The 25,453-nt window shown below is 71.9% G+C and carries 20 protein-coding genes; 1 reads left to right on the top strand and 19 read right to left on the bottom strand.

Features of this window, described 5'->3' with window-relative positions; all coding sequences use genetic code 11:
- Positions 1-108: 108 nt before the first annotated feature.
- The 12 genes from ACYVNR_RS05295 to ACYVNR_RS05240 form a co-directional block, all read right to left on the bottom strand.
- Positions 109-1,830 carry a glycerol-3-phosphate dehydrogenase/oxidase gene (locus ACYVNR_RS05295; RefSeq protein ID WP_461047072.1) on the bottom strand — a complete coding sequence of 574 codons (1,722 nt, stop codon included), beginning with the start codon at positions 1,828-1,830 and terminating at the stop codon, positions 109-111.
- Positions 1,827-3,401, bottom strand: coding sequence for a glycerol kinase GlpK (glpK, locus tag ACYVNR_RS05290; RefSeq protein ID WP_461047070.1), 1,575 nt, complete (start codon positions 3,399-3,401; stop codon positions 1,827-1,829). Before glpK ends, ACYVNR_RS05295 begins: the two co-directional genes overlap by 4 nt.
- Positions 3,398-4,123 carry a sulfite exporter TauE/SafE family protein gene (locus ACYVNR_RS05285; protein ID WP_045191412.1) on the bottom strand — a complete coding sequence of 242 codons (726 nt, stop codon included), beginning with the start codon at positions 4,121-4,123 and terminating at the stop codon, positions 3,398-3,400. The genes glpK and ACYVNR_RS05285 overlap by 4 nt, the downstream gene beginning before the upstream one ends.
- A 33-nt stretch (positions 4,124-4,156) precedes the next feature.
- On the bottom strand, positions 4,157-5,584 hold the full coding sequence (locus ACYVNR_RS05280) for an NAD-dependent succinate-semialdehyde dehydrogenase (protein WP_461047068.1): 1,428 nt from the start codon (positions 5,582-5,584) through the stop codon (positions 4,157-4,159).
- A 42-nt stretch (positions 5,585-5,626) separates the two neighbouring features.
- Positions 5,627-6,742: a M24 family metallopeptidase gene (locus tag ACYVNR_RS05275; RefSeq protein WP_461047066.1), complete on the bottom strand. Its 1,116-nt coding sequence runs from the start codon at positions 6,740-6,742 to the stop codon at positions 5,627-5,629.
- Entirely contained in the window at positions 6,732-9,050 is a 2,319-nt protein-coding gene (locus tag ACYVNR_RS05270) for a glycoside hydrolase family 31 protein (RefSeq protein WP_461047064.1), read from the bottom strand. The genes ACYVNR_RS05275 and ACYVNR_RS05270 overlap by 11 nt, the downstream gene beginning before the upstream one ends.
- 2 nt (positions 9,051-9,052) lie before the next feature.
- On the bottom strand, positions 9,053-9,868 hold the full coding sequence (locus ACYVNR_RS05265; RefSeq protein ID WP_045191410.1) for a carbohydrate ABC transporter permease: 816 nt from the start codon (positions 9,866-9,868) through the stop codon (positions 9,053-9,055).
- Between the two features lie 10 nt (positions 9,869-9,878).
- A complete protein-coding gene (locus ACYVNR_RS05260) occupies positions 9,879-10,835 on the bottom strand; it encodes a carbohydrate ABC transporter permease (protein WP_045191409.1) in 957 nt (318 codons plus the stop codon).
- A gap of 1 nt (position 10,836) precedes the next feature.
- Positions 10,837-12,162, bottom strand: a complete 1,326-nt coding sequence (locus ACYVNR_RS05255; RefSeq protein WP_045191408.1) for an ABC transporter substrate-binding protein — start codon at positions 12,160-12,162, stop codon at positions 10,837-10,839.
- 34 nt (positions 12,163-12,196) lie between these two features.
- Positions 12,197-13,618, bottom strand: coding sequence for a hypothetical protein (locus ACYVNR_RS05250; RefSeq protein WP_461047061.1), 1,422 nt, complete (start codon positions 13,616-13,618; stop codon positions 12,197-12,199).
- Positions 13,615-14,514: an aldolase gene (locus ACYVNR_RS05245; protein WP_461047059.1), complete on the bottom strand. Its 900-nt coding sequence runs from the start codon at positions 14,512-14,514 to the stop codon at positions 13,615-13,617. The genes ACYVNR_RS05250 and ACYVNR_RS05245 overlap by 4 nt, the downstream gene beginning before the upstream one ends.
- A gap of 139 nt (positions 14,515-14,653) precedes the next feature.
- Positions 14,654-15,583, bottom strand: a complete 930-nt coding sequence (locus ACYVNR_RS05240; protein WP_461047057.1) for a PfkB family carbohydrate kinase — start codon at positions 15,581-15,583, stop codon at positions 14,654-14,656.
- A 115-nt stretch (positions 15,584-15,698) separates the two neighbouring features.
- Between ACYVNR_RS05240 and ACYVNR_RS05235 the strand changes: the two genes are divergently transcribed.
- Positions 15,699-16,547, top strand: a complete 849-nt coding sequence (locus ACYVNR_RS05235) for a DeoR/GlpR family DNA-binding transcription regulator (RefSeq protein WP_461047055.1) — start codon at positions 15,699-15,701, stop codon at positions 16,545-16,547.
- A gap of 118 nt (positions 16,548-16,665) precedes the next feature.
- Here the strand turns inward: ACYVNR_RS05235 and araA are convergent, their stop codons facing one another.
- Genes araA through ACYVNR_RS05200 form a run of 7 tightly spaced genes read right to left on the bottom strand, consistent with a single transcriptional unit; the run spans position 16,666 to position 25,416 of the window.
- Positions 16,666-18,186: an L-arabinose isomerase gene (gene araA / locus ACYVNR_RS05230; RefSeq protein WP_461047053.1), complete on the bottom strand. Its 1,521-nt coding sequence runs from the start codon at positions 18,184-18,186 to the stop codon at positions 16,666-16,668.
- Positions 18,183-18,869, bottom strand: coding sequence for an L-ribulose-5-phosphate 4-epimerase (locus tag ACYVNR_RS05225; protein WP_045191402.1), 687 nt, complete (start codon positions 18,867-18,869; stop codon positions 18,183-18,185). Before ACYVNR_RS05225 ends, araA begins: the two co-directional genes overlap by 4 nt.
- Positions 18,866-20,623, bottom strand: coding sequence for a ribulokinase (gene araB, locus ACYVNR_RS05220; RefSeq protein ID WP_461047051.1), 1,758 nt, complete (start codon positions 20,621-20,623; stop codon positions 18,866-18,868). The genes ACYVNR_RS05225 and araB overlap by 4 nt, the downstream gene beginning before the upstream one ends.
- A complete protein-coding gene (locus tag ACYVNR_RS05215; protein ID WP_461047049.1) occupies positions 20,620-21,651 on the bottom strand; it encodes a LacI family DNA-binding transcriptional regulator in 1,032 nt (343 codons plus the stop codon). The genes araB and ACYVNR_RS05215 overlap by 4 nt, the downstream gene beginning before the upstream one ends.
- Positions 21,648-22,652: a galactofuranose ABC transporter, permease protein YjfF gene (yjfF, locus tag ACYVNR_RS05210; protein ID WP_045191401.1), complete on the bottom strand. Its 1,005-nt coding sequence runs from the start codon at positions 22,650-22,652 to the stop codon at positions 21,648-21,650. The genes ACYVNR_RS05215 and yjfF overlap by 4 nt, the downstream gene beginning before the upstream one ends.
- Positions 22,649-23,824, bottom strand: a complete 1,176-nt coding sequence (locus tag ACYVNR_RS05205; protein WP_461047046.1) for an ABC transporter permease — start codon at positions 23,822-23,824, stop codon at positions 22,649-22,651. Before ACYVNR_RS05205 ends, yjfF begins: the two co-directional genes overlap by 4 nt.
- On the bottom strand, positions 23,821-25,416 hold the full coding sequence (locus ACYVNR_RS05200) for a sugar ABC transporter ATP-binding protein (protein ID WP_461047044.1): 1,596 nt from the start codon (positions 25,414-25,416) through the stop codon (positions 23,821-23,823). Before ACYVNR_RS05200 ends, ACYVNR_RS05205 begins: the two co-directional genes overlap by 4 nt.
- Positions 25,417-25,453: the final 37 nt, after the last annotated feature.

The raw sequence follows: 25,453 nt of genomic DNA, 5'->3' as shown, positions 1-25,453 counted from the left end.
GCGCGCCGGTCTGCCGGTCGCTCTCGATCCTCGACCGCGCACCCGGCCGAGGATACGCAGCGCGTCACCCGGCGCGCCGGAGGCGCGACCCGGCGTGGTGCACCGACGTCAGCCTCGCGGCCGCCCGTCGCCGTGGAGGGTGCGAGGGTCGGCGGCAGCCCGTCGCACGGCGTCGGCGTCCAGGTCCTCGGCGTGGGTCTGCGACTCCCGCTCGGCGCGCACCCTGTCGGCGTACGCCTGCACCTCCGCCGTCGTCGTCGCCTCGTCCCAGCCCAGCAGAGGTGCGACGAGAGCCGCCACGCCCGACGACGCACCCACCCCGCGGTCGGCGACCTCGATCGAGATGCGGGTGCGCCGGGTGAGCACGTCGTCGAGGTGCAGCGCACCCTCGTGGGTGACGGCATACCGGATCTCGGCACGCAGGTACTCGTCTGCGCCGGCGAGGGGCTCGCGCAGGCTCGCGTCCTCGCGGGTCGGCTCGAGCACCTCGGCGACGAGGCTGCCGTAGCGGTCGAGCAGCCGGCGCAGGCGCCAGGTCGGCAGGGACCACTCGGCCGCCAGGGACTCGAGGGAGTTGCTCAGCGCCTCGTAGCCCTCGGCCCCCAGGATGGGCGTCCGGTGCGTGACGGACGGCGCGACGGGACGGTCGAGGTCGCGCACGGCTGCGTCGACGGCGTCGCGGGCCATGACCCGGTAGGTCGTGTACTTGCCGCCGGCGACGCTGACGAGGCCCGGCAGCGGTCGGGCGACGGCGTGCTCGCGCGAGAGCTGGCTCGTGGCCTCGGACTCCCCCGACAGCAGTGGCCGGAGGCCGGCGTAGACGCCGAGGATGTCGTCGTGCGTCAGTGGGGTCGTCAGCACCGAGTTGACCTGCGAGAGAAGGTAGTCGATGTCGGAGCGGCTGGCAGCCGGGTGGGCCTTGTCGAGGTTCCAGTCGGTGTCGGTGGTGCCGACGAGCCACTGGTTGCCCCACGGGATGACGAAGAGCACAGAGGTCTCGGTGCGCAGGATCAGGCCGGTCTCGGAGTTGATCCGGTCGCGCGGCACGACCAGGTGCACGCCCTTCGACGCCCGCACGCGGAACCGACCCCTCGTGTCGGCGAGCTCCTGCACGTCGTCGGTCCACACGCCGGTACAGTTCACGACGACGGACGCGCGGACGGTCGCGCGCGCCCCCGTCTCCACGTCGCGCAGCTCCGCGCCGACGACCCGGCCGCCGTCGCGGACCAGGCCCTCGACCCTCGTCGAGGAGCGGACGACGGCGCCGTAGTGCGCCGCCGTGCGCGCGACTGTCAGGGTGTGTCGGGCGTCGTCGGCCTGCGCGTCGTAGTACTGCAGCGCCCCGACCAGCGCGTCGGGTCGCAGCGCCGGGCACAGGGCGCGTGCGCCGGTGCGGCTGAGATGGCGGTGCCGCGGCACGCTGCTGCGACCGGCAAGGGCGTCGTAGAGCGCGAGTCCCGCACCGACGTAGGGCCGCTCCCACACCCGGCCCTTGAGCGGGTAGAGGAACGGCACCGGGCGCACGAGGTGCGGCGCGAGCAGGGTGAGCATCAGCTCACGCTCGTGCAGCGCCTCGCGCACGAGGGTGAAGTTCAGCTGCTCCAGGTAGCGCAGGCCGCCGTGGAAGAGCTTGCTCGACCGCGACGAGGTGCCACTCGCGAAGTCGCGCATCTCGACGAGGGCGGTTCGCAGCCCGCGGGTCGCCGCGTCCAGCGCCACGCCCGCGCCGGTCACCCCTCCCCCGATGACGAGCACGTCGAAGGCGCCGTCCTGGAGCTCGCCCCACGTGGAGGCCCGGTGGGCAGGGTCGATGCGGTCGCGTACGTTCACGACGTCTCCTTGACGAGGGGTTCGGGCTGGGGGTGAGGCACGGGCTCGGAGGTGGCCCAGCCGAGCGACCGGTCCACGGCGTCGTTCCAGCCGCTCCAGCCGATGGTGGCGAGCGTCGAGCCGGGGTCGGGCTCCCACCGCCGACCGACACGGCGCACCCGGGCCACGGCCTCCGGGCTGTCCCACACCCCGACCGCGAGGCCGGCGGCGAACGCTGCGCCGAGCGCGGTCGTCTCGGTCACCTCGGAGGCGACGACCGGCACCTGCAGCACGTCGGCCTGCAGCTGCATGAGCAGCGAGTTGGCGACCATCCCGCCGTCGACCTTGAGCTCGTCCAGGTCACGGCCGGTGTCGGCGCGCATCGCGTCGGCCACCTCGCGCGTCTGGAAGCACGTGGCCTCCAGCGCCGCCCGCACGAGGTGCGCCCGCGAGGTGTAGGCCGTCAGGCCCGCGATGACGCCGCGGGCGTCGGGTCGCCAGCGCGGGGCGAAGAGTCCCGAGAAGGCGGGCACGACGTAGGCGCCCCCGCTGTCGGGCACGCTCGCCGCGAGCGTCTCCACCTCGGCGACGTCGCGGACCAGCTCCAGGCGGTCACGCAGCCAGTGGATGAGCGCGCCGGCCACGGCGACGGCCCCCTCGAGCGCGTAGTGCGGCGGCCTCTCGCCCAGCTGGTAGGCGACCGTCGTGAGCAGCCCGTGGTCGCTGCGGACGATCTCCTCACCGGTGTTGGCGAGCAGGAAGCCGCCGGTGCCGTAGGTGCTCTTGGACGAGCCGGGCTCGAAGCAGGCCTGCCCGACGAGGGCGGCGTGCTGGTCACCCAGCGCGCCGGCCACGGGAACGCCCGGCAGGGGGCTCCCGGGATGGCCGGTGCCGTAGACCTCGGACGAGCTGCGGATCGCGGGCAGCGCCGCCGGCGGCACGTCGAGACGGTCGAGCTGCTCGTCGCTCCAGGCGAGAGTCCGCAGGTCCATGAGGAGCGTGCGCGACGCGTTCGTGACGTCGGTGACGTGCACCCCTCCGTCGGGGCCGCCCGTGAGGTTCCAGACGAGCCAGGAGTCCACCGTGCCGACGAGCAGGTCACCCGCGCAGGCTCGTTCACGGGCTCCCGGCACGTGGTCGAGCACCCACGCGATCTTCGGCCCGCTGAAGTAGGTCGACAGCGGCAGCCCGGTGATCGCGCGCACGCGCTCGACGGTGGCCGGGTCGTCGGCCAGACGCGCACACACCTCGGCCGTACGCGTGTCCTGCCACACCACTGCCGGGTGCACGGGTTCGCCGGTCGCCGGGTCCCACACCACGACGGTCTCGCGCTGGTTGGCGACGCCGCACGCCGCGATGTCGGCGGCCTCGAGTCCCGCGTCGCGCAGGGCCGCCTCGACGACGTGGACGGTGTTGCGCCAGATCTCCTCGGCGTCGTGCTCGACCCAGCCCGGCGCCGGGTAGTGCTGCCGGTGCTCGGTCTGCGCGCTGCCGACGACGGTGGCGTCCGCGTCGACCACCAGACAGCGGGTGCTCGTCGTCCCCTGGTCGATGGCGGCCACGTAGGGCGGGCGCCCGCGACGCGCGCTCACCACGCCAGCACTCCCTTCACGACCGTGAAGGCCGCGCCCGCGAGCGCCAGCCCGATGGCGAGGTGGCGGGCCATCTCGTGGTCCACCCGTCGCGAGAGCGCCTCCCCGCCGAGCAGCCCGACGAACAGTGCACCGAGCGAGACGAGGAGGGCGGCCGGTGACACCCGCGGCAGGCCGCCCTTGGCTGCGAGCGACGCGAGGTTGGTGAAGATCGAGAAGAACTGGAAGGTCGCGACGAACTTGCGGTGCTCCCACGAGGTGCTGACGGCATACAGCACGATGGCCGGGCCGCCCACTCCCGCAGTGACGTTCATGAAGCCGCTCGCCCCGCCGGCGACGACCGCGCCCGACGTGCCGCGCAGCACGCGGGCCCGGTCGCTGAGCACCACGGCGGCGAGGGCGACGATGACCGTCAGCCCGATGATGACCATGAGCTGCGGCGCGGGCACGTTGCGCGCGACCCAGGCCCCGGGCGGGATCGCGAGCAGCGCGGGCACGGCCAGCAGCAGGCCCTTGCGCCACTCGGTCTCGCGCCACTGGGTGACGAACACGACGGCGCTGACGATGAGCCCCAGCAGGTTCGAGAGCACGACGCCCTCGAATGGCCCGGCGACGAGCACGAGCAGCGGCGCGCACACCAGCGCGAAACCGATGCCGGTCACCCGCTGGGTCAGCGCCCCGGCGATGACGCCGAGGGGCAGGAGCACGAGCTCGGTGCTCATGCCGTCGCGTCCTGGTCGGTCGTCATGGCGGGGTCAGAGCCCGAGGGCGAGGTAGCGAACGTCCTCGAACTCCTCGAGCCCGAGGGCGGCGCCCTCACGGCCGAGGCCGGACTGCTTGACGCCACCCATCGGGGCGAAGGCCACGGACGGCAGTGCGTTGTTGACGCCGACGATGCCGGCCTCGAGGCGCTCGGCCGTGCGCCAGCACCGCGACACGTCGGCCGACCAGACGTAGGCGGCCAGACCCATCTCGGTGCGGTTGGCCCGCGCGACGGCGTCGTCGGCGTCACGGAACCGGAAGACGGCGGCGGCGGGGCCGAACACCTCCTCGGTTGCGAGACCGGCGGTCGTCGGCACGTCGGTGAGCAGCGTCGGCGCCACGAACGTCCCTGCGGTCGGCAGGTCGCGCTCCTGGGTGACGCGCTTGGCGCCGAGCGAGATCGCCTCGTCGACAAGGGAGTTCACGGCATCGACTCGCGACTGGTCGATCACGGGACCGAGGTCGGGCAGCGGGTCGGCCAGGCCGTCGCCGATCGTCATCGCTTCGACGCGAGCTGCGAGGCGCCCCACGAACTCGTCGTGCACGTCCTCGTGCACGAGGAAGCGGTTGGCGGCGATGCACGACTGACCGGTGTTGCGGAACTTGGCGAGCATCGCCCCCTCGACGGCCGCGTCGAGGTCGGCGTCGTCGAACACCACGAAGGCGGCGTCGCCACCCAGCTCGAGCAACGGGCGCACGATCCTGCGCGAGGCGGACGCCATGATCTCGCGGCCTACCTGCGTGGACCCGGTGAACGACACCGCGCGCACGGCCTGGTGGTCGAGCAGGGCCTGGGTCACCTCGCGGGCGGGGCCGTGCACGAGGTTGACGACGCCGTCGGGCACGCCGGCGTCGACGAGGGTGCGGATCAGCTCCGTCGCCGCCAGCGGGGCCTTCTCCGACACCCGCGCGACGACCGTGCAGCCGGCGGCGAGCGCCGGGGCGAGCTTGCGCGCCTGGATGGAGCACGGGAAGTTCCACGGCGTCAGCGAGGCGACGACGCCGACGGGTCGGCGCACGGTGAGGTGGCGCCGGTCGGCGGCCTCGTGCGGGATCACCTCGCCGTGGGGGCGGCGCGCCTGCTCGGCGAACCAGCGGAAGTACTCGGCGCTGAAGGCCACCTCGCCGACGGCCTCGGGCAGCCGCTTGCCGGCCTCGCGGGCGAGCGTCGCGCCGATCGTCTCGGCGCGTTCGGCGAGCAGCCGGGACGCCTCGAGGAGGATGTCGGCACGCCGCCGGGCGGGCAGCTCGGACCAATCGCCGAAGGCTCCCGCTGCGGCGTCGGCGGCACGACGGGCGGTGTCGGGTCCGCCCCAGGCGACCTGCCCTACGACTCTCCCGTCGGCGGGGTTGGTGACCTCGATGGCGGACTCGCCCTCCTCCCAGGTGCCGGCGACGAGGTTCTTCGCGATGGTGGGCACTGCAGTCTCCTTGCGTTCAGGGTTTCCGTACGTCATGGGGCGTCAGCGGACGAGCACGCCAGGGCGGCGGCGACCGCCCACCTCGACCGTGGGCCAGGCGTCGTCGTGCACGAGGGTGCGCGGACCGTCGTCGAGCACGAGCGTCGTGTCCTCGACCTTCCAGCCGGCACCACTCGGGTTCCAGGCGACGACGGCACCGTCGCCGAGCACGACGTCGCTCGTCGTGTGCGCGGGGAACTCCCGTGGCACGAAGCCGCTGAGGCCGCCCTGGTGATGGCGGTGCCACTCGTCGGTGTCGAAGCCGTTGCGGCCGTATGCCGCAGCGCCGGCACCCACGACGTCGCCGAGTCGCGCACCCACTCGGCTCTCGTCGAGGAAGGCCTGCTCGACGGAGAGCAGCCGGCGGTAGGCGTCCTCCTGCTGCGCATCGAGGGAGGCGAAGGACACGATGCGGCTCACGCTGGCGACCAGCCCGTGCCGCCGTCCGCAGGCGACGAGCAGCGCGAGGTCGCCGACGGGCTCGCCCACGGGCAGCGGGTGCCGGTGCGCCTCGAGCCGGTCGGCACCGCCCACGAGCAGCACGATGGGGTCGAGCTCGCGGTCCAGCAGCTCGCGGGCGAACGCTCCGGCCGCGGCGTAGCCGGTGGTGCTCGGCGTCAGTCCCTGCGCTGCAGCGGTGGCGGCAGCGGCCGCGTCGCGGCACACGTCGGCGAGGCGGCTGCGCTGGAGTCCGGTGAGCTGTCGGCGGGCTGCCGCCAGGTCGGCCCCGACGGGGACGGCGCCGGACGGGGGCCGGTCGCCCGCGACACGGGAACCCGTGGGGAGCTTCCCGTCACGGCCCTCCCACCATGGCACGACCTCCCACCGCGTCTCGCACGCGTCGTCGAGGCCGGCGAGCTCCATATCGCGCAGCCGCGGCGCCTCGATGGCGTTGGTGACGACGGTGAGGCCGACGGCGCCCGACGCCGGCACGTGGACGATGACGTCGAGGCACGCGGTGTCGAGCGTCTGCGGCACGTTGACCCGGGCGCCGAGGAGCCAGGTGAGGTTGGCCGGCTCGCGCAGCACGACGGTGTCGACGCCGTGGCTGCGCGCCAGCTCGGCGAGGCGGGCGAGCTTCTCCTGCAGGTCGCCCCACCTGCCTTCGTCAGCCCCCATGTCGCACCACCGGTCCGGCGAAGGATGCCGGCTGTTCGTCGAACCCGACGAGGCCGTCGGTGGCGTCCGCGCCGTCGGGCGCCCCGGCGCCGTATGCGTGGAGCGTCCAGGGCCGCCCGTGCAGGTCGTCGACCGACCGGACGGACTCGTCGACGTCGACCCGGGGGATCGTCGCTCCACCGCGCACGAGGACGGGCATCCGGTCGAGCGGCACCGTGACGGTGTGGAAGGCCGGACCGGCATACCTCGTGTCGTCGTCGAGGTCGAACCACTCGCCCTCGGGCACGTAGAACGTGCGGCTGACGGGGGCGTCGCCGTCGTCGAAGACGGGCACGACGAGCAGGTCTCGGCCCAGCAGGAAGCTGTCGTCGACGCTGCGCGCGACCCGGTCGTCGGAGTGGTGGAAGCCGAGCGGCCGCATCACGGGCCAGCCGTTCGCTGCGGACTCGCGGGCCACCTGCCAGAGGTAGGGCAGCAGCGAGTAGCGAAGTCGCACCCACTCACGGGCGATGTCGAGGGCCTGGTCACCGAAGGCCCACGGCTCGCGGGGGCGCAGCCCGTGGGCGCGCATGAGCGGCGACAGCGCACCCAGCTGGGTCCACCGCACGTAGAGAGCCGGCGTGAGCTCGGGCCCGAAGAATCCGCCGATGTCGTGGCTCCAGAAGCCCGGGGCGCTCATCGCGTACGACAGCCCACCACGGACCGTCGCCTGCATGCCGGCCACGGTCGACTCGGCGTCGCCTCCCCACTGACCCGGGTAGCGGTGCGAGCCGGCCCAGCCGCTGCGCCCCCAGACGAGCGGTGCCCGTCCCGTGAACTCACGGATGGCGTCGGACACCGCGGCGTTGTAGCGCAGCGGGTAGAGGTTGTGCGCCTGGTTGGCGGGGGTGCCGTCGTAGAGGGCGACGTCGTCGGGCAGCGCCTCGCCGAAGTCGGTCTTGAACACCGCGACCCCGTCGTCGAGGAAGGCGCGGTGCTTCTCCTGCCACCAGCGCTTGGCCGTCGGGTTGGTGAAGTCGATGAGAGCGCGCATGCGCCCGTCGGGGGTCGGCGTCTTGACGATGCCGGCGAGCGTCCCGTCGGTGCGGCGCACGAGGTAGCCCTCGCGCTCGGCCTCGTCGAAGAGCGGAGAGGCCGGGTCGAGGTAGGGCAGCTCCCACACCGAGAGCCGAAGGCCGAGGTCGGCGAGGTCCTCGACGAACTGCTTGCGGTCGCCGAACCGATCGGTGTTCCAGATGAAGTCGGTGTTGAGCCGGTCGACGACGAGCCAGTCGGGGTCGAGGTGCAGCACATCCATCGGCACCTGGTGGCGCCGGGTGCTCTGCGCGACCTCGAGCATCTCCTCGCTCGAGTGGTAGCGGCAGCGGCCCATCCAGTAGCCGAAGGCCCACGGCGGCGGCACGTCAGCACGCCCGGTGAGGTCGGTGTAGTTCGTCAGTCGTGCACCCGGGTCGGGGCCGGCGAAGACGTAGAGGTCGATCGCCCCGTCCTCGATGCCGAGGGAGAGCACGGAGGGTCGGGAGTGCCCGACGTCGGCGTTGACGACGGCCCCCGTGTTGACGAAGCCGGTGTAGCCGCGGCTCGAGTGCCAGACCGGGACCGGCTTGTATGCCATGCCGGTGCCGGTGCCGCAGGCGTCCTCGCTGCGCAGTCGCAGCAGCTGGCCGTTCTTCACGAGCCGACCGAACTGCTCGCCGAAGCCGAGGACGTCCTCGTCGGAGCCGAGCTCGAGGTTGAGCGTCGTCGTGCCGCCGGTGACGACCACGGACGGGGCGGTGAGCAGGCCTGCGACCTGGCGCAGGCGGTCTGCCGTGCGCAGGATGGTGGCGCCGCCGGCCTCGTCGACGAGACGCAGGGTGAAGGGTGCCCGTCCGACCTCCAGCCGGAGGTTTCCGGTCGTGAGGACGACGTGGGTCTCGTTCTGCTCCAGCGCGATCCGTTGAGGCGCCGGCGCCGGATGGACCACGATGCCCGTCGAGGTGCCGTCGTCGGCCAGCGCGGATGCGCCGCTCGGTCCCACGGTGAGTCGGAGGCAGTCGGGCCGCGGGGCAGTGACCCTGAGCTCGAACGGCGTGATGTCGGTGGGCGGCAGCTCGATGTCGGGGAGGTTGGGCATCTGCGTCTCGACACCCTGGTCCTCGAGCGGCTCCCCCGTGAGCCAGCCCGGCATGACGCCCAGCTGCACACCGGGCAGCCCGTCCACGGCGAGCGTGGCCGTGGTCCCCTGCGCGTCGACCCGGGCGTCGCGCACGCGGCGGAGCAGGACGGCGCCCGTGGACGCGGAGGAGGACGGAGTCTCGTGCGTCATGGTCAGCCCTTCACGGCGCCGGCCGTGATGCCGGCGACGAAGTAGCGCTGCAGGAACACGTAGGCGATGACGATCGGCGCGGAGGCGACGACGACGCCGGTGAAGAGCAGCGGGTAGTCGGTGAGGAACTCGCCCTGGAACGAGAGCAGCGCCACGGGGATGGTGCGCTTGTCGGCCTCGTTGATGAACAGGAGCGGGTAGAGCAGGTCGTTCCAGTGGATGACGAACAGGAAGATCGCGGTCGCCGACAGCGAGGGCACCGAGACCGGAACGACCACCGAGCGGTAGGTGCGCCAGGGCCCTGACCCGTCGACGGCAGCGGCCTCGAAGAGCTCCTTGGGGAGGGTCTTGAGGAAACCCGTGAGGATGAACACCGCGATCGGCAGGGTGACGACGATGTTGATGAGCACCAGGCCGAGCAGGGAGTTCGTCAGGCCGAACGTCTCGAACTGGACGTACTGCGGGATCATGTTGGCCTGTGCGGGAACCGCCATGCCGAGCACGATGAAGCCGAACAGCAGCGCGCTCTTCCAGCCCGTCGTCCGGGCGATGCCGTAGGACGCGAGGCTCGCCACGAACAGCGTGAGCGGCACGGACAGCCCGGTGACGATGACGCTGTTGCGGAAGGCGACACCGAGACCGGAGTCCTTGACGACCTTCGAGTAGTTGCCGCCCTGCCAGTCGGTGGGTGGTGTGAACGGTGAGGCGAAGAGGTCCTGGCTCGTCTTGAAGGATCCGAAGATCACGACGACGAGCGGGACGATGACGAGCACGGCATACACGCCGAGGACGACGCGTCGGGACAGGTTGTAGGTCATGGGACTCTCCTCACGCGTCCGGGCTGCTGGCCTTGACGGCACGGCGCTGGATCCAGGTGATGGCGGCGATCAGGGCCATGAAGACGAGCGACTCGGCTGCGGCGTAACCGAACTGGGAGTTCGCGAAGCCCGAGTAGATGCGCGTCGACAGGATGTCGAGCGAGCCCTTCGGCGGGTTGCCGCCGAGGCCGAGGATGAGGTCGAAGGCCTTGAACGACTGCACGGTCGTGTACGCCATGACGACGGCGGTGGCCGGAGCCACCATCGGCAGGGTCACGTGGCGGAACTGCTGCCACCTGCTGGCCCCGTCGGTCTGGGCCGACTCGTAGAGCTCCTGCGGGATCTGCTGCAGACCGGCGATGAAGATGATCATCATCTGGCCGACGTGGAACCACACCTGGGTCAGTGCGACCCAGTAGATGGCCTGCCCGTCGTTGCCGAGAAAGGCGCTCTGGAACCGGTCGAGCCCCACGGCGCCGAGCACGGAGTTGACGAGCCCGAAGTTCGGGTCGTAGACGAACTTCCAGATGAACGCGACGGAGACGCTGGACAGGATGGTCGGGAAGAAGAACACCGACCGCAGGGCCACGGACGACTTGCTGTTCTTCGTCAGGAAGACCGCCAGGGCCAGCGAGAAGACCGTCTGGAACACGACGACCACCAGCATGAACTTGAGGTTGTTGCCGAGGGCGTTCCGGAACAGGTCGTCACCGGTGAAGATCTTCACGAAGTTGTCGACGCCGACGAACTGCGCGGTGGGGCTGAAGCCGTCCCAGTCGGTGACCGAGTAGACGACGCCCTGGATCGTCGGGATGACGAAGAAGGTGATGTAGAGGACGAGGGCCGGCACGGGGAAGAGCCAGAGTGCGGGGTGTGCCGCCATCGGGTTGCGACGCCCGTCCGGACGCTCGGGCTCGGGACCGGTCGGGGCTTCGGGGGGACGCTCGGAGGTCAGTGTCGTGGACATGTCACTTCCGCTTCTGGTCGACGACGCCCTGGGCCTGGGCCGCAGCCTGGTCGGGTGACGTGCCACCGACGACGGCGACGCACGCCGCCTCGACGGCCGCCCTGATGTCGAGGTTGTTGAACTGGAAGCGGGGCGCGAGCATCGTCTTCTTCTCGAGCCACGCGGCGTTGTGCTTGAGGTCGGCGTTCGTGTACTCGACGTTCTTGACCGTGACGTGCTGCGCGGTGCCGTTGGCGTAGACGGCGGCGTTGACCGGGTCGGAGAGGAACTGCACCCACTTGAGGGCGGCGTCCTGGCCCTTGCCGGCCGAGTTGACCCCGAGGATGAACGTCGCGTTGTAGATGCCCTCGTACTTCGCCTTCGCCGCATCCACCGTGATGGGCGCGACGAGCCCGATGGGGAACTTCGCGCCGAGCTTGCGGACGGCGCTGATGTGGAACGAGCCCGTGGCGAGCATCGCCGCCTTGCCGCTCGCGAAGAGCTGCTGCAGGGGCTCGCTGCTCGTGCCGGTCGAGTTGGCCTCGAAGAACGGTGCGAGCTGCTGGTACTGCTTGAGCGTGGCGATGAACCAGTCGTCGGTGACCTTGCGGGTGCCGGCCTCGATGTCGGCGAACGCCGTGTCGGTGGGCATGTTGTTCATCACCATCGAGTTGATGAGCTGGCCCGAGTTGGCCGGCTCGCCGCCCGGCCACGCGATCGGCGTGAGGCCCTTGCCCTTGAGGGTCTCGCACAGCGCGAGGAAGCCGTCCCAGTCCTTCGGCAACGAGCTGACACCCGCAGCCTCGAAGGCGGCCTCGTTGTAGATCGGCATGTTGAAGACGAGCTGGTAGGGCAGGCCCATCTGCGCCCGGGTGTCGGCCTGGCCGGTCTTGATCAGCTCGGCGAAGTAGTTGTCGACGAACGGCTGGGCGCCGAGACCGGCATACAGCCCGGCCTTGTTCATGTTGACGAACTGGGCGCCGCGGAACGCGGTGAACGCCGTCCCGATCTTGCCGCCCTTGATCTTCTGGAGCGCGGTGCTCTGGTAGTCGTTGGACGGCGCGATGTCCTGGGTGACGTCGGCCTGCGGATTCGCCTTGCGGAACGAGGCGATGAGCGTGTCGAAGACGGCCTTGTCCTCGGCGCGCCAGTGCGCGAACGACACCGGGCCGGTGGCCTTGGAGCTGTTGACGGGCGGCAGCAGCTGTGCCGCCGAGCCGGCCGCGGTGCCCCCGGCACCACGCGAGGTGATCGTCGGGCCCACGCACGCGGTGAGGGCTCCCCCGACGCCGAGGGCGCCGAGGCCGTGCAGGAACCGACGGCGGTCGATCTTGGGCGTGTCAGACATCGTTGTCTCTCCTTGGGGTCCTGCGAGGGTGCTACTACCAGTCCACGACCGAGATCCCGACGAGGGCGGCGGCGGCCCGCAGCTGCGGACGCACGTCGGACCACGCGAGAACGGTGTGGTGGGGGAAGCCGCCGGTCACCAGACCGGTGACGAAGGTGGACGCGTCGCCGTCGAGGCGGACGGCGGCGGTGTTGCCCTGGAACCGGTTCGGCTCGGGCATCGACTCGCCGGCGGCGAGCAGCAGCCGGAGCTGCCCGGGCCGCTCGGGGTCCTCGGTGAGCCGGGCCATGCAGACCGGGCCGGTGCGCAGGGGGAAGTTGCCCGCGACGCCGAGCTTGCGGTTGCAGTGGGTCGACTGCGTGGCGTCATCGGGGTCGGCGGCGAGCGACGTCGCGGCCGCACCGCAGTGCCAGAGCCGCACGACGTTCTGCTCCGCGTCGAGCTCCACGGTGTCGACGAGGTAGGTCGTGCCGGATCCCAGCGCCTCCATGAGCAGCATCGTCACGGCGCCGTAGACATCGCGCTCGCACGCGGTCGGCGTGCCCTCGTCGGCGACGCGGGAGAGCGACGAGCACGGGCAGGCACCGAGCTGGGTGGGGAACTCAGGCCAGCAGCGGATCGCCATGCCCGACAGGGTCTCCCGGTCGCGCCAGCCGCGCATGGCCGTCGTGATGCGTGCCGAGGTGAGGGCCTGGCCGGCGTCGACGGAGGCGAGGCTGGGCTGGGCCTCGACGGCCGCGTCGTGCTCGGCCGCCGCGTCCGCGTCGCTGACGCAGCCCACCTGCTCGAACATGGCCTCCACGGGCACCTGCTCGACCTCGATGCCGAAGAGCCTGCTCAGCAGGTCGCCGTCGTACTGGCTCGGCGTGAAGCCGGGAGGGGCGTCGCCGACGAGGCCGAGCCGGCGACCGCGCAGCGACTCCAGCGCCGGCTCGACGTCGGCGCGCTCGCTGCGCTCGCGGGTGTCGGTCGGGGCGGGGACCACCTCGGGCAGCCGCCCCGCGAGGGCGGCCTCGAGGACGCTGCGGGTCTCGGGCTCGTCGGGGTTTCCGTAGACGAGTCGCGGCGTGCGCCCGGCGTGCACCACGAGGGCGTGGCCGAAGAGGTTCGCGCCGCACATCGAGTTGAGCCAGAGGCGGTCACCGACCGGACCGGGCTCGCGGAACGACCACAGCAGCACGGGCTGCTCGAGGTCGCCGTAGAGCTCGAGGGCGGGGGTCGCGTCGGAGAAGGAGGCGCAGACGTTCACGACGAGGTCGGCCGAGCCGTCGACGTACGCCTTGGCTGCCGCGACGTCGTCTGGCGTCATCACGAGGGCGTCGGGTCCGCTGACCTCGGCGCCGAGCTCGACGAGCAGGGCACGCGCCTCGCCGGCGAGCCGCTCGGCGACGTCGACCGCGAAGGTCGGGCGTGCCGTGGCCACGAGCGTGACCTTGGGGGCCTGCGTGGTGCTCATCGCCGGACTGCCTCGTCGACGATCTGGCCGAGCCGCTGCAGGCGCGGGATCGACACCTCGCGGAGGTCGCGCTCGATGTCGTCGCTGCCGATGACCGAGGCCCACACGGCACGGCCGGCGAGGAAGCCGGATGCCCCCTCGTGGCAGGCGAGCTCGACGGCGTGCGGGAACAGCTCGGCGGGGACGCCCGACGACAGCACGACCCAGGGCGACGCGACGGCCTCGGTGATCTCGGCGCAGGCGCGGCGGATCTCGTCGTCGGAGCCCTGCCCCTTGAACGGCACCTCGGCCTTGTAGAGGTCCGCCCCCAGCGACCCCAGCTCGCGCGCGGCCTCGATGACGCACGCGTCCCAGTCCCAGGCGCCGCCGGCGCGCGGGGCCTTGGCCACCGGCTCGATGATGCTGACGAGGCCGGCGGCGCGGCAGCGCTCGACGAACTCCTCGACCATCTCGACCCGCGTCGCGGCGGGCTCGTCGGGGCGGTGGATGACGAGCAGCTTCATGGCGACCGCTCCCTGCTCGCGCACGGCGGCGGGGTCGACCGCGCGGTCGATCTCGACCGAGGTGACGAACTCGCCGTTGCCGGCGATGAAGTGGTCGGCGGCCGCGATGAGCCCGCAGGTCGGGGCCACGGCGCCCGCGTCGACGACGGCGTCGAACGCGAACTGCTTGTCGACGAGCACGGCCGACGCGTGGGGAGTCAGCACGCGGGTGGCGGCGACCTTGAACTCGGTGAGCTGCTGGTCCGTGACGGGCGCGTCCTGGTGCTCGGCGAACATCGCGCGCATCGCCTCGCGCTGGTCGACGGCGAGCATGGCGAAGCCGCCGCTCGGTCGTGCCACGTCCTCGAGCCGGAAGCGTGTCCCGGTCGCGGTGTCGGGGTTCGTCTCGGTCATGGGTTCTCTCCTGCGGGTCGTGGCGTGGTCGGCGTGGTCGGCGTGGTCGGCATGGTCGGCGTGGTCGGCGTCGTGGGTGAGAGGGGTGAGGTGGCGGGGATGACTGGGCGGATGTCGTTGTGGCCCAACGGCGTTTGGCTCAGGCCGAGGGTGCCGGCTCGGGCTGGGCCTCGGCCTGCCGGGTCTCGAGGACCTGGAGGACCTCGGGCAGCTGTGGGATGCGTGAGCGCCCGTCGAGCCCACGACACGACAGCGCTGCCGTGACGTTGGCGAAGGCGAGCTGTTCGGGGAGGGGGAGGCCGCGGACGACGGCCGCGACGAGGGCGCCGTGGAAGACGTCGCCGGCACCGAGGGTGCTCAGCACGTCGACGGCGTGTGCGGCGGCATACGCCCGCCGGCCGTCGGCCGCGAACGCGTGCGAGCCGCGGGCGCCGTCGGTGGCGACGACGACGTCGGCGCCCTGCTCGAGCGCGAGGGCCAGCAGATCGTCCACTGGACGCTCGCCGTGGAGGCGCTCGAGGGCCTCGACGGTGGGCACGTAGAGACCGACGCCTCGGGCATCGAAACCGGGGATGTCGTTGCCGGCGTCGACGGAGAGCACCTGACCCTCGCGCAGCAGCCCTGACTCGTGGACCGGCTGCCAGCCGGCGTGGTCGGCGTGCACGACGGGGGCGGCGGCGATGAGCTCGACGCCGGCGGAGATGTCGATGCGCGGGGCCGGCCGGTTGCAGATGGCGCGGCTGCCGCGCTGTCGGTCGACGACGACGACGCTGGCGGCGGTGGCCACGCCCGGCGCCACGGTGACGCCGCTGACGTCGACGCCCTCGGCGGCCAGCCCGTCGAGGACCGCCCGCCCGTTGGCGTCGTCGCCGACGGTGCCGACGAAGGCGCTGCGCACGCCGAGGCGCGCTGCGGTGACGGCCGACGTCGCAGCGGGACCGCCGCCGGCGTAGGACACCTCGTCCGCGACGACGCGCTGGTCGGGCCCGGGGAAGCTCGGGACCAGGGCGATCGCGTCGAGGGTGGCGACTCCGACGAAGACCGCCTCGACAGCCTGTGTGCTTGCCATGCGTCCTGCACTCCTTCGTGCGTCCCAGTTGATGTTGATACCCTAACAGCGGATGTTGGAAAGTCAACATATTCTGGTCGGTAACTCACGTATGCTGAGCGAGTGGGAGTCGTCGATGAGTGAGTCAGGGGCCGAGCTGAGGGCCGAGCTGAGGGCCGATCAGGGGGCTGATCAGGGGGCCGAACCCGGTGCCATGCGCTACGACACCGCCCCCGACCGGCGGCGCAGCATCCTCGAGCGCGTGGAAGGCACCGGTTTCGTCTCGGTCACCGAGCTCACGCGACGTCTCGGCGTCTCGGACATGACCGTCCGCCGCGACCTGCGCAAGCTCGCCGAGCAGGGCAAGGTGCGCATCGTCCACGGCGGCGTCAGCGCACTGAGGCAGTCGCTCCACTCCCCCGCCTTCACCGGACGCGCGGAGGAGAACTCCGACGCCAAGCAGGCCATCGGGACCCTCGCCGTCGCGACCCTGCCGGCAACCGCGACCGTGGCCATCGACGCGGGCACGACGACGTATGCCGCCATGCAGGCGCTGCCCGAGACCTTCCGTGGGACGGTCGTCACCCACTCCGTGCCGGTCATGCAGCTGGCCCTCGCGCGGGGGCTCAGCCGGCTCGTCGGCCTCGGCGGCGAGCTGCTCCCCGACAGCCAGGCCTTCGTCGGTCCGCGCACGGTCGAGTCGACGCGGGGGCTGCGGGTCGACACGCTGCTGCTCGGGGCTGCCGCGGCCGACGAGCACGGCATCTACGTGTCCACCGACAACGAGCGACCGACCAAGCTCGCCCTCATGGCGATCGCGCAGCGCACGATCCTGCTCGTCGACTCCAGCAAGTTCACGACCACGGCGCCGGTGCTGCTGTGCGACTGGTCGGCCATCTCGGGGGTCGTGAGCGATGCGCCGCCGCCGGCCCACCTGGCCCACACGCTGCACGACCTGCCCGAGGGCGTCCTGGTCGCCGGCTGACCCCGCGGCTCGACCACACGAGCCCAGAAGGGCTCCGGGGGCCTCCGGGTGGAGTCCGGTGGCGCGGGCGGTACGCGGTTGACGCCCGCACCACCGGGGCTCTGGGGTTCGCCGCTCGTCAGAGGCGGGCGGCGAGGCGGTGGTAAGCCGCGCTCCAGCGCAGCTCCTGCCGCACGCTCTCGGGCGTCGAGCCGTCATCGATGACGACCAGCTCGGTCGAGGTCATCTCGGCGAGGTCGCGGAACTCCTCCGTGCCCACCGCCGTGGACAGCACCGTGTGGTGCGGCCCGCCTGCGAGCAGCCACGACTCGGCCGAGGTCGACAGGCTGGGGCGCGGCTCCCACACGGCGCACGCCACGGGGAGGCGGGGCAGCTCCTCGTCGGGCTCGACGACGTCGATCTCGTTGAGGGTCAGGCGGAATCGGCCGCCGAGGTCACTCATGCCGACGACCACACCGGGGCCGGGCGCTGCGGTGAACCGCAGGCGCACCGGGTCCTCGCGGCCACCGATGCCGAGCGGGTGGATCTCCAGCGACGGCTGCCGCGAGGCGATCGTCGGGCAGACCTCGAGCATGTGCGCGCCCAGGATCTTCTCCTCCCCGGGCACGAGGTGGTACGTGTAGTCCTCCATGAACGAGGTGCCGCCCGGCATTCCCTTCGCCATCGCCTTCGTCGCGCGCAGCAGCACCGAGGTCTTCCAGTCGCCCTCGCCGCCGAAGCCGTAACCGTCGGCCATCAGCCGCTGCACCGCCAGGCCGGGCAGCTGCCGCAGCCCGCCGAGGTCCTCGAAGTTCGTCGTGAATGCGCCGAACCCGCCTTCGGTGAGGAAGGTCCGCAGCCCGGCCTCGATGCGTGCCCCGTAGCGCAGCGACTCGTGGCGCTCGCCACCGCGTCGCAGCTCGGGCACGACGGCGTACGCGTCCTCGTACTCCGCGACCAGCGTGTCGACCTCGGCGTCGGCGACCGCGTCGACGACCTCGACGAGGTCGTTCACGCCGTACGTGTTGACCGAGACCCCGAAGCGCAGCTGCGCCTCGACCTTGTCGCCCTCGGTGACCGCGACGTCCCGCATGTTGTCGCCGAACCGGGCCAGCCGCAGGCTGCGCAGCTCTGCCACGCCGGCAGCCGCCCGTCCCCACGCACCGATCCGCTGGAGCACGGCCGGGTTGCTCACGTGACCGGCCACGATCTTGCGGGCGATCCCCAGCCTCGCCCCGACGAACCCGAACTCGCGGTCGCCGTGCGCGGCCTGGTTGAGGTTCATGAAGTCCATGTCGATGCTCGACCACGGCAGCTCGGCGCCGGCCTGCGTGTGCAGGTGCAGCATCGGCTTGCGCAGCGCGTCCAGCCCGGTGATCCACATCTTGGCGGGCGAGAACGTGTGCATCCAGGTGACCACGCCGATGCACTCGGGCGCCGCGTTGGCCTCGAGGATCGCGGCGTGGATCGCGGCGCCGTCGGCGAGGATCGGCCGCCACACCACCCGCGCCGGCAGCACCGCGCTCGCGTCGATCTCCTTCGCGATGGCCTGCGACTGCTCGGCCACCTGGCGCAGCGTCTCCTCGCCGTAGAGGTGCTGGCTGCCGGTGAGGAACCAGACCTCGCGCTCGTCGCTGCGTGCCGGGTGCGTGCTCGTCATGGGGTGTCCTTCTGTCCGTAGACGTTCTGGTAGCGGTCGAACAGGGAGTCGACGTCGGTCGGGTCGATGCGGATGGGCTCGCCCAGCTGTCGGGCGATGTGCATGGTGCGGGCGACGTCCTCGCACATGACGGCCGCCTTGACGGCCGAGCGGGCGTCCTTGCCGATGGTGAAGACACCGTGCTGCTTCATGAGCACGGCGGCCGACTTGCTGGCCGTGAGCGTCTCGACGATGCCGCGCCCGATGGAGTCGTCGCCGATGAGTGCGAAGGGCCCCACGGGGATCTCCCCGCCGAACTCGTCGGCCTGCATCGTCAGGGCGCAGGGGATCGGCTCGCCCCGGCTCGCCCAGGCCGTCGCGTACGTCGAGTGCGTGTGCACCACGCCGCCGACGTGCGGCAGGTGCCGGTAGACGTACGCCTGGGCGTCGGTGTCGGACGACGGTGCGTGCTCGCCCTCGACCACCCGGCCGTGCAGGTCGCACAGCACCATGTTCTCGGGCGTCAGGTCGTCGTAGGCGACACCCGACGGCTTGATCACCATGAGGTCGCGGCCAGGGACCCTCGCCGAGACGTTGCCGGCCGTCCAGATGACGAGCTGGTAGCGGGTCAGCTCCGCGTGCAGGGCACACACCTCGCGCCGGATCGACGCGATGGTTGCGTTCACATCGGTGAGCACGCTCACGCCGCCTCACCTCCTGCGCGGACCTCCTGGGCGGTCGGGGCGGTCGGCCCGGGCGCCTGGCGCACCTCGTCCTTGCCTGCGATCGCCTTGCGGCGCAGGGACTTCAGCCGCTTCATGACGTCGTTGCCGCCTCGACCGAAGTGGTCGTGCAGCCGCACGTACTCCTCGAAGAGCAGGTCGTATGCCACCGCGTCGCCTTCGCGGGGCACGAACGCCGCCCGCTCGACTCCCCCCATGGCCGCCGCCGCGGCAGCGACGTCGGGGAAGGCACCCGCCGCGACGGCGGCGTGGATCGCCGACCCGAGGGCCGGGCCCTGGGCGGAACGGATGACCGACAGCGGCAGCCGCGTGACGTCGGCATAGATCTGCATGAGCAACGGGTTCTTCGCGAGGCCGCCGGCGATGACGAGCTCGGTGACCGGGACGCCGCTGTCGCGGAAGGTCTCGAGGATGACGCGGGTGCCGAAGGCGGTCGCCTCGAGCAGCGCCCGGTAGACCTCCTCGGGTCGGGTCGCCAGGGTCTGGCCGACGACGAGGCCGGACAGCTCGTGGTCGACGAGGACCGACCGGTTGCCCGAGTGCCAGTCGAGCGCGACGAGGCCGTGCTCCCCCACCGCCTGGGTGGACGCCTTCTCGGTGAGCAGCTCGTGGGCCGACAGCCCGCGGGCCTCTGCCTCCGCGGCATACCCGGCCGGGAAACCCGTGCGGGTGAACCAGCCGAAGATGTCACCGACCCCGGACTGTCCGGCCTCGTAGCCGTAGAGGCCGTCGACGATGCCGCCGTCGACGACGCCGCACATGCCGGGCACCTCGCGCAGCACGTCGCTGCTCATGACGTGGCAGGTCGAGGTGCCCATGATCGCCACCATCTGGCCGGGTGCCGTCGCCTGCGCGGCGGGGGCGGTCACGTGCGCGTCGACGTTGCCGACGGCCACCGCGATCCCCTCGGGAAGACCCGTCCACGCCGCAGCTTCAGCAGTGAGCCGCCCTGCGGCAGAGCCGAGCTCACCGATCGGGTGATCGAGCTTGTCGTCGACGAACGAGGCGAACCCCGGGTTGAGCGCTGCGAGGTAGTCCCTCGACGGGTATGCGCCGTCCTGACGGATGCCCTTGTAACCGGCCGTGCACGCGTTGCGCACGTAGTCGCCGCAGAGCTGCCACACGATCCAGTCGGCCGCCTCGACCCAACGGTCCATGGCAGCGTAGACCTCGGGGTCCTCCTCGAGAACCTGCAGCGCCTTGGCGAACTCCCACTCCGAGCTGATCAGGCCGCCGTAGCGCTGCAGCCACGGCTCACCGCGCTCGGAGGCGAGGGCGTTGATGCGGTCGGCCTGCGCCTGCGCGGCGTGGTGGCGCCACAGCTTGACCCAGGCGTGCGGGCGGTCGGCCCACTGGGGCAGCTCGCACAGGGGCACACCGTCGGCGGTCGTCGGCAGCACCGTGCACGCGGTGAAGTCGGTCGCGATGCCGATGACGTCACCCGGGTCTATCCCGGCAACGGCGACCGCCGCCGGCACGGCGTGACGCAGCACCTCGCGGTAGTCCTCGGGCACCTGCAGCGCCCACTCGGGCGGCAGCGCGGCCGCCCCGGGGAGGGGGAGGCGCTCGGTGACGACGGCGTGCGCGTACTCGTGGACAGCCGAGCCGAGCTCGGCGCCGTCGGACACCCGGACGACGAGGGCTCTCCCCGAGAGCGTCCCGAAGTCGACGCCGACGACGTAGGTCGCCCTTTCGCCGGTGGCCTGCTCGTTCATGTCGTGCTGCTCCTGGTCCGGCCCGGCGGCGCGGTGCTCGCGCGGACGATGAGTTGGGGGTCGATGAGGCTGGGCACCTGGTCGGTCTCGCCCGAGATGGCTGCGGTGAGCATCGCGATGGCCTCCCGGCCGATCGCGGAGAAGTCCTGGCGCACCGTCGTCAGCGGCGGGATGAGGTACTCCGCCTCGGGCACGTCGTCGAAACCGACCACGCTGACGTCGTCGGGGACGACGCGGCCGGCCTCGTGCAGGGCGCGCAGCACCCCGATCGCCATCTGGTCGTTGGCGGCGAAGACCGCTGTCACGTCGGGCTTCTCGGCGAGCTCTAGCCCTGCGCGGTAGCCGCTCTCGGCGGACCAGTCCCCCGCCACCGGCTCCATCGGCCGGTGACCCGCCGCGACCATCTCGGCACGCCAGCCCTCGGCGCGGGCACGGGCCTCGGCCCAGTCGAGCGGACCGGTGACGTGGGCGACCTCGACGTGACCGAGGTCGATGAGGTGCCGGGTGGCCAGCCGGGCCCCGGCGACGTTGTCGACGCCGACGGTGCGCCGCGCCCGCGTGAGGTCGCCCTCGACGATGACGAACGGCAGCCGCGCGCTGCGCGAACGCGCCACCTCGAGCGCCTCGTCGTGGCCCGCGATGACGACGATGCCCTCGACGGCCAGCCGGTCGAGGTGGTCGACCGCGGCGTCGAAGCCCTCCCGGGTCATCTCGGCGAGCGACACCGACGAGGCGAAGAAGCCGGCCTCGCGAGCCGCCGTGTTGACGGTGCGGTGCACGCTCGTGGGGCCGAAGAGCGTCGAGGCCGTCGTGATGATGCCGATCGTCCCCGACCGGCCGCTCACCAGGGCCCGGGCCGCCGTGTTGGGCCGGTAGCCGAGCCGCTCGATCGCCTGCAGCACCCGGTCGCGGGTCTCGGGTCGGATGCTCGAGGCCCCGTTGATGACGCGCGACACCGTCTGGTGCGACACGCCGGCCAGCCGGGCGACGTCCTGCATCACGGGAGCGCGCGACACGGTGTCGCTCACGAGGCCCTCCTCGTGAACAGCCGCTGCATCACGATGAAGAGCAGGAGCAGGGTTCCGATCGCGATCTTTGTCCACCATGAGCTCAGCGTGCCTTGGAACGAGATCAACGTCTGGATGACACCCAGGACGAGCACGCCGAGGAGCGAGCCGAGGACGAAACCGACGCCACCGCTCAGCAGGGTGCCGCCGATGACGACGGACGCGATGGCGTCGAGCTCCATCCCCACGGCATGGAGGCCGTAGCCGGAGAGCATGTAGACGGAGAAGAGCAGCCCGGCCACCGCGGCACAGAGCCCGCTGATGGCGTACGCGGCGACCTTGACGCGGGCGACCGGCAGACCCATGAGGGTGGCCGAGCTCTCGCTGCCGCCGATCGCGTAGACCGTGCGCCCGAAGCGCGTGCGGTGGAGCACCCACACGGCCGCGGCGACGATGACGAGGGCGATGACGACGCTCCACGTGATGACCACCCCACCGGGCAGCTCGATCGTGCCGGTCGCGAGGGCTCGGAAGAACGGGTCCTTGATCGAGATCGACTCCACTCCGATGACGAAGCACAGGCCGCGGGCGAGGAACATCCCGGCGAGCGTGACGATGAACGGCTGGATCTCGAAGTGGTGGATCACCAGCCCCATGAGCACCCCGAGACCGGTGCCGACGGCGAGGACGAGCAGGATGACGAGCGGTGCCGGGATGCCGGCGCGCAGCGTCGCCGCGGCCAGCATCGTCGAGAGGGCGACCACCGCCCCGACGGAGAGGTCGATGCCGCCGGTGAGGATGACGAAGGTCATGCCGACTGCGAGGACGATGAGGAACGCGTTGTCGATGAAGAGGTTCGCGAAGACCTGGCCCGACGTGAAGCCCTCGTAGCGGACCGAGCCCACGCCAAAGAGCAGGACGAACAGCACGAAGGTCGCGACGACGGGGAGCACGCGGCCGGGGATGCCGGGGACCTTGGACAGGCCGGGGACGCGGTGCCTTGCCGGAGTGGTCGTGGTCATGACTGGGTCACCTTCTGCTTGGTGTCGGGCGCGTCGACGGCGTCGGCGACCGGGCGGTCCGCGACACCATCCGGCTCGGCTGCGTCGTGGTCGGCCGGGTCCTGTTGCGCCGCAGGGCTGTCCGCATCGGCAGACGGTTGCGTGGCGGGGTGGCCGGCGGGCCTGCGCCGAGCGAATCGGGCCCGCATCTTCGGCGCCTGCAGTAGGCACACGGCGATGACGACGAGAGCCTTGAAGACGAGGGTGACCTCGGGGGCGATGCCCATGGAGTACACCGTCGTCGTCAGCGTCTGGATGATGAGGGCGCCGACGAGGGTGCCCGACAGCGAGTACCTCCCGCCGGCGAGCGACGAGCCACCGATGACGACCGCCAGGATCGCGTCCATCTCGATCCACAGTCCGGCGTTGTTCGCGTCGGCGGCGCTGACGTTGGAGCTGATCATGAGGCCGGCGACGCCGGCACACACGGCCGCGAAAACGTAGACGGTCCAGATGATCGTCCGGGACCGCAGGCCCGCCAGGCGGCTGGCCTCGGGGTTGATGCCGACCGACTCGATGAGCAGGCCGAGCGCGGTGCGCCGGGTGACGAGCGCGACGGCGACGAGGGCCGCGAGCGCGATGAGGATGGAGATCGGGAAGAGGAGGAACCCCGCGCCGATCTCGCGGAAGAAGTCGTTGCGCACCGTGATGATCTGGCCGTCCGTGACGAGCATGGCGATGCCGCGCCCGGCGGTCATCAGCACGAGGGTGGCGATGATCGGTTGGATGCCGAGCAGCGACACGAGGAAGCCGTTCCACAGGCCCAGCACGAGGCACAACGCCAGCGCCACCCCGATGCCGGTCAGCGCGGCCGCCGGACTCGTGGGGTCGCTCGAGCCCACGATCGTCGTGCACGCGACGGCTCCGGCGATGGCGGCGACCGCACCGACGGACAGGTCGATGCCCCGGGTGGCGATGACGAGCGTCATGCCCAGGGCGATGAGCAGGGTCGGCGCGCCGTTCTTGAGGATGTCGACGACGCTGCCGTAGAGGTGCCCGTCCTGGAGCCGCACCGACAGGAACCCGGGGTTGCGCGCGGCGTTGGCCAGCAGCAGCGCGACGAGGGCGACGACGGGCCAGAGCAGGCGGCTCCCCCGCATCCGCTGGGCGAGCGTGGCGGTTGCTGCGCTCATGACGCCACCTGCTCGGTCCGGGCGGCGGTGCCGACGCGCGGTGGGGCGGTGGCGTCGGTCTCGGCGATGAGTCCCATGATGTCGTCGACGGTGGCGGAGGCGTCCAGCTCGGCGACCTTCGCGCGGTCCTTCAGCACGACGACGCGGTGCGACAGCCGGGCCACCTCCTCGAGCTCGGCTGAGATGTAGACGACCGCCATGCCCTCGGCGGCCAGCTGCGCGACGAGCTTCTGGATCTGGGCCTTGGCGCCGATGTCGATGCCGCGCGTGGGCTCGTCGAGGATGAGCAGCCGCGGGTTCGTGACGAGCCAGCGGGCGAGGAGCACCTTCTGCTGGTTGCCACCCGAGAGGCGCCCGACGATCGCGTCGGGGTCGGCGGGGCGGATGTCCAGGGTCTCGATCCAGCGGGCGACGAGCTCGTCCTTGGTGCGCCGTGGGATGGGCCGGGCCCACCCGCGCGCGGCCTGCATCGCGAGGACGAGGTTGTCGCGGATCGACAGGTCGGCGAGGATCCCCTCGCCCTTGCGGTCCTCGGAGCAGAACGCGATCCCCGAGGCGATGGCGGCGCGGGGCGTGCGCAGCGAGACGTCCTTGCCGCCCACACGCACCGATCCGGAGTCGGCGCGGTCGGCCCCGAAGAGCAGCCGGGCCAGCTCGGTGCGGCCGCTGCCGAGCAGGCCGGCGAGTCCGACGACCTCGCCGGAGCGGATCGTCAGGTCGAACGGGGCGATCGAGCCGCGTCGGCCCAGCCCGCTGGCCTCGAGGACCGGCGGCGCCCCGGAGGTGCCGGACCCGGCGTCCTCGGAGAGGCGCTCGACCTCCTCGAGCACCCCGAGCTCGCGGCCGATCATCGCCGACACGAGCTGGAGCCGGGAGAGGTCACGCGTGAGGTGCTCGCCGACGAGTCGGCCGTTGCGCAGAACCGTCATGCGGTCGGCGATCTCGTAGACCTGCTCGAGGAAGTGCGAGACGAAGAGGATGGCCACCCCCTGGTCGCGCAGGTGGCGCATGATGCGGAAGAGCTCGGCGACCTCGTCCTGGTCGAGGCTCGAGGTGGGCTCGTCGAGGATGAGCACCTGCGCGTCCACGGCCACGGCCCTGGCGATGGCCACGAGCTGCTGGATCGCGATGGGGTGCTCGGCGAGGGTCGAGGCCGGGTCGATGGTCAGGCCCATCCGGCCGAGCAGCTCCGCGGCGCGGGCCCGGGTGCCCGGCAGGTCGATGGCCCCGAACCGGCGCGGCTCGCGCCCGAGCAGGATGTTCTCCGCGACCGAGAGGTTCGGGCAGAGGTTGACCTCCTGGTACACGGTGCTCACACCGGCCTCCTGGGCCGCCGCGGGTCCCGCGAAGGCCACGCGCTCGCCGCGCAGCTCCGTCGTGCCGGACGTGGCCGTGTAGACCCCCGTGAGCACCTTGATGAGGGTCGACTTGCCGGCCCCGTTCTCACCCATGAGGGCGTGCACCTCACCGGGGAGGAGGCGGAAGTCGACGTCCGCGAGGGCCGTGACCCCCGGGAACTCCATCGTGATCCCGCGCATCGCGACGACGGGCTCGCCGGTCGGGGCGGTCGTCGGTCTCGGCGTGTCGGTCATGACGTCCTGTCCTTCGCTTCCGGGTGTCGGGTGGACG

The sequence above is a fragment of the Terrabacter koreensis genome (assembly GCF_054783315.1).
The sequence above is the reverse complement of the archived record's forward strand: the minus strand, read 5'-3'. Positions and strand labels throughout refer to the sequence as shown.